Annotated in this window: 5 protein-coding genes; all 5 read left to right on the top strand. The window is 65.3% G+C overall.

The genetic code is table 11. The annotated features are described in order from the left end of the window. A partial coding sequence (locus VMR03_RS03955) for a YmdB family metallophosphoesterase (protein ID WP_325402504.1) occupies positions 1–303 on the top strand: 303 nt, incomplete at its 5' end. A gap of 47 nt (positions 304–350) precedes the next feature. After that, entirely contained in the window at positions 351–1559 is a 1209-nt protein-coding gene (locus VMR03_RS03950) for an O-antigen ligase family protein (protein WP_325402502.1), read from the top strand. Next, positions 1560–2588: a glycosyltransferase gene (locus VMR03_RS03945; RefSeq protein ID WP_325402500.1), complete on the top strand. Its 1029-nt coding sequence runs from the start codon at positions 1560–1562 to the stop codon at positions 2586–2588. A 433-nt stretch (positions 2589–3021) separates the two neighbouring features. After that, a complete protein-coding gene (locus VMR03_RS03940) occupies positions 3022–3768 on the top strand; it encodes a YebC/PmpR family DNA-binding transcriptional regulator (RefSeq protein WP_325402498.1) in 747 nt (248 codons plus the stop codon). A 48-nt stretch (positions 3769–3816) separates the two neighbouring features. After that, positions 3817–4344 carry a crossover junction endodeoxyribonuclease RuvC gene (ruvC, locus tag VMR03_RS03935; RefSeq protein ID WP_325402496.1) on the top strand — a complete coding sequence of 176 codons (528 nt, stop codon included), beginning with the start codon at positions 3817–3819 and terminating at the stop codon, positions 4342–4344. Positions 4345–4357 lie beyond the last annotated feature (13 nt).

Here is a 4357-nt window from a genome sequence, read left to right as displayed (position 1 = left end):
GCCTCGCTCGTCGTCGGCACGCACAGCCATGTCCCGACCGCGGACGCGCAGATATTGCCGGGCGGCACGGCCTATCAGACCGATGCGGGCATGTGCGGCGACTATAATTCCGTCATCGGCATGGACAAGGATGAGCCGGTCAGCCGCTTCCTGTCGAAAATTCCAAGCGGCCGCTTCCAGCCCGCGCTGGGCCCGGCGACGCTGTGCGGCGTCTTCGTCGAGACGGACGGCAGGGGGCTCGCGCGCCGCATTGAGCCGGTGCGGATCGGCGGCAGGCTGAAGCGGGCTTTGCCAGACGGGTAGACCAGACGGTTGAAAAGCCGGGGGCTCGGGCGGGGGACGACAAGAACGTGAATGACATATTGAAACCCTTCGGGCTGCTGCGGCGGCCCGATGTCGCGGCTTTCGCTCTGGTCGCGATCCTCGTTCCCTGGCTCAGCCTTTTTGCGCCGCGCGTGCTCGGCGGCGTATTGCCGGCCGCCGCCATCCTCGCCGTCGTGGGCCGGTATTGGACGCTTCGCTCCTTCGTGCCGATGGAGCGCGGTCCCTGGATCGCGGTCGCGCTTGTCGTCGCACTCTGTGCGCTGTCGGCGCTCTGGGCGCCCGACACTCTCTTCGCCCTCGACCGGTCGAGCCGTATCGCGGGATCGTTGGCGACTGCGCTGCTCCTCTTCTTCACGGCGCGAGGCCTCGGAGAGAGCGATCGCGCGGACCTGCGATCGCTCCTTCTCTGGAGCACCGTTTTCGGCCTCGCCCTCACCGCCGCGAACATGCTGAGCCACGGCGCCATCTACGCCCTCGTCGCCTCCAAGAAGGCGCTTGCCACGGGCCTGGAAGTCGGCACGAACAGGCCGATGGTGATCCTTGTCCTCGTCGTCTGGTCCGCTGTCGTCGCGGCGATGGAGAGCGGCTGGAAACGACTGGCGCTTCTCCTCCCCTTCGCGGCCTTCGCCGTCACCACGCTGACGGAGAGCCAGACCGCCTTCACCGCCGCGATCCTGGGCGTCGCCGTTTACTGGATCGCGCGCCGCTGGCCGCGCTTTGCCGGCCGCGCCGTGGTCTGGACCGGCGCCGCGCTGATCCTCGTCATGCCGTGGTTCATCCTTTTGCTCCGGCATTTCGATCCGAATATCGACTTCGACTGGCCGCAGGCGTCCGCCGGGGCGCGGCTCGAAATCTGGTATGCGATCGCCGCCGAGGTCGTCCATGCGCCCTGGATAGGCCATGGCGTCGAGGCGACGCGCTTCGTCCCCGACTGGGGCATGGCGCATCGCTATTTCCCGGAGAAGTCGGTTCTGCATCCCCATAACGGCGCGCTCGAAATCTGGTATGAGTTCGGCGCGCTGGGGGCTCTCCTGGCGGCATGGATATGGGTCGCCGTGGCGCGCCGTGCCTCGGCGTTGGCCGGATCGATGCATGCGACGGCCTTGGCCTGCATGACCGTTGTATTTGTGGTGAGCTGCGTCAGCCATGGTCTCTGGCAGAGCTGGTGGCTCGGCGCGGTCGGACTGGTGCCGGCGCTTTTCGCGATGGCGGGAAAGAGGACGGAGCTTGCCTGAATGAGGGTCGTGATCGTCGGCAACTTCAACGAGCGCAAGGCCGGCGCGAATTTCTACGCGACGGTGCGCAAGCTCTCGAACGGCTTCGTCCGCAACGGCCATCTGGTGATGCCGCTGAGCGACCGCGACGTGGCGCGCGAGGCGGGTCGCCTCGGCATCGGCCGCGCCGGGCAGGGCGAGGCCAATCGCCGTCTCCTCGAACTCGCTCGCAACTTCCGGCCCGATCTCGTGCTGCTCGTCCATGCCGACATCATCCGCAACGACACGCTGCGCGAGCTGAAGACACTGAAGCCCGCGCCGGCTATTGCGGTCGTCAACCTCGATCCGCTCTTCGAGGCGGTCAATCCGCCCCGCGTTCGCCGTTTCGCCGAGGCCGCCGACATCACCTTCATCACGACGGCGGGGCAAACCATCGCGGAATATGCGACGCCGACGCATCGCATCGCCTTCATCCCCAATCCCGCCGACCGCTCCATCGAAGACATGGAAGGTTTCGCCCGTTCGGACCAGCCGAACGATCTCGTCTGCACCATCGTCAGCGAGAAGGGCACGCCCTGGCGCGCGGATTTCATGCGTAGGCTCGAAGTCGCCGTGCCGGAAGCGCGCTACGCCTTTTGCGGCCTCGAAGGTCTGCCGCCGATCTTCGGCTCCGCCTATTTCGACATGATCGCGAGTGCCCGCATGGGCCTCAATCTCAACCGCAGCGACGAGCATTACCTCTATTCGTCGGACCGCATCGCTCAATATGCGGGTAACGGCCTGATGCTCTTCGTGGGCCGCTCGACCGGCTATGGCGAGATATTTTCGGATCGGGAATTCGTCTTCTACGACGGCCTCGAAGATCTTGCGGAGAAATTGCGTTACTTCAGGACCCATGACGACGAGCGCCGCGCCATAGCGGCGGCAGGCCACGCGAAATACCACGCGATCTTCAACGAACGCCTGGTCGCCCGCTTCATGGAAGAAGCCGCCCTCGGTCGCACCCTCAGCCCGGCCTACGCCTGGCCGACGACGATCTACGGCGGCTGATCTCTATCTCTTCAAAATTGCGCTGAAAATTAATGCGCCCCGCCCATGGCATCCGAGGTGGGTGAGAGGCCATGAACGGGGCGCGTTCGCCACCGCATCCTGCGGAGGCTGATCTCTGCCGTGGGTTTGGGCGGGCCACGGTCAGCGATCGGCTGCGATTTGCCCCGGCTCGGCGGTTGGGCGACCGCCTGTGGTGAACCGGAACATCCTCACAGTAGTAGCGATTCGTTAAACACACGTTAAACGGGCGATATCAGTTAGGCAACACGTTATACGTGTATTTTGGCGCAAACGAAACGCAGCGCCGGGGCCTATGGATTTTGGCGGGGCGGGCCCCTATAAAGCCGGCATCAGCATTGATGAAGGCCGCTCCGCTTTCGGGGCGGCGCAAAGCGGGCCGCCGGGACGGCGCCCGCAACGGGACGGAGTCGCCATGGCTGGCCATTCGCAATTCAAGAACATCATGTACCGCAAGGGCGCGCAGGATAAGAAGCGCTCGAAGCTGTTCTCGAAACTCGCGAAGGAAATCACCGTCGCCGCCAAGATGGGCTTGGCCGATCCTGAATATAATCCGCGCCTGCGCGCCGCCATTCAGGATGCCCGCGCCGAGAACATGCCGCGCGACAACATCGAACGCGCCATCAAGAAGAGCACCGATCAGGGCGGCGAGAACTATGAAGAGGTCCGCTACGAGGGCTTCGGCATCGGCGGCATCGGTGTCATCGTCGAAACCCTGACCGACAACCGCAACCGCACCGCGAGTTCGGTACGCTCGATCTTCACCAAGCATGGCGGCAATCTCGGCGAAACGGGCTCTGTCTCCTTCATGTTCTCGAAGCTCGGCCGCGTCGAATACGCCCCCGAAGTGGCGACCGCCGACGCCATGCTCGAAGCGGCCATCGATGCCGGCGCCGAGGATTGCCAGTCGAGCGCCGAGGGCCACGAGGTCTTCTGTGCCCCCGAGCAGCTCCACGAGGTTTCCCGCGCCCTTGAGGCGAAATTCGGCGAGCCGCGCTCGGCGAAGATCGTCTGGAAGCCGCAGAACTCGATCCCGCTCGAGGACGACAAGGCCGAGACCCTGCTGAAAATGCTCGACGCACTGGACGACGACGACGATGTGCAGCAGGTTTATGCGAACTTCGAAATGTCCGATTCGGTGCTGGAGAAGATGTCGGCCTGATTGAGCCGCGTCGCCGCCCGGGCGGACGAAACGTCTGGGCCCACGCACATGCCGGCCTCACTCAGATATCTCGGGATCGATCCGGGCCTGCGCGCCACCGGCTGGGGCGTGATCGAGGTCACGGGCGCGCGCCTGACCCACATCGCCAACGGCACCATCGCGTCGAACGACCGGCTCGGCGTGGCCGAACGTCTGGTCGAGATCGAACGCGGATTGATCGAAGTGGTCGAAACCTGGGAGCCGGACGGCGCGGCGGTCGAACAGGTCTTCGTCGCCCGCGATCCGGTCGCGGCCCTGAAGCTCGGCCAGGCCCGCGCCATGGCGCTCCTCGTGCCGGCGCGTGCCGGGCTCCCCGTCGCCGAATATGCGGCGAACCACATCAAGAAGTCCGTCGTCGGCGCGGGCCATGCCGGAAAGGCGCAGATCAGGATGATGGTCGAGATGTTGCTCCCCGGCTGCGGTGCCGAAACCGAACATGCCGCCGACGCGCTGGCCATCGCGATCTGCCATGCGCATTCCGGCGGCGCCAATGCGCGCATCGCGGCGGCGATCCTCAAGGCAGAGGCGGCGCGATGATCGGCAAGCTGAA

Source organism: Parvibaculum sp. (assembly GCF_035511255.1).
Classification (GTDB): Bacteria; Pseudomonadota; Alphaproteobacteria; order Parvibaculales; family Parvibaculaceae; genus Parvibaculum.
The sequence above is the reverse complement of the archived record's forward strand: the minus strand, read 5'-3'. Positions and strand labels throughout refer to the sequence as shown.

Coding starts and splice junctions, on each gene's coding strand:
- VMR03_RS03945 (WP_325402500.1), top strand. CDS start 1,560: ATGAGGGTCGTGATCGTCGGCAACTTCAACGAGCGCAAGGCCGGCGCG.
- VMR03_RS03940 (WP_325402498.1), top strand. CDS start 3,022: ATGGCTGGCCATTCGCAATTCAAGAACATCATGTACCGCAAGGGCGCG.
- ruvC (WP_325402496.1), top strand. CDS start 3,817: ATGCCGGCCTCACTCAGATATCTCGGGATCGATCCGGGCCTGCGCGCC.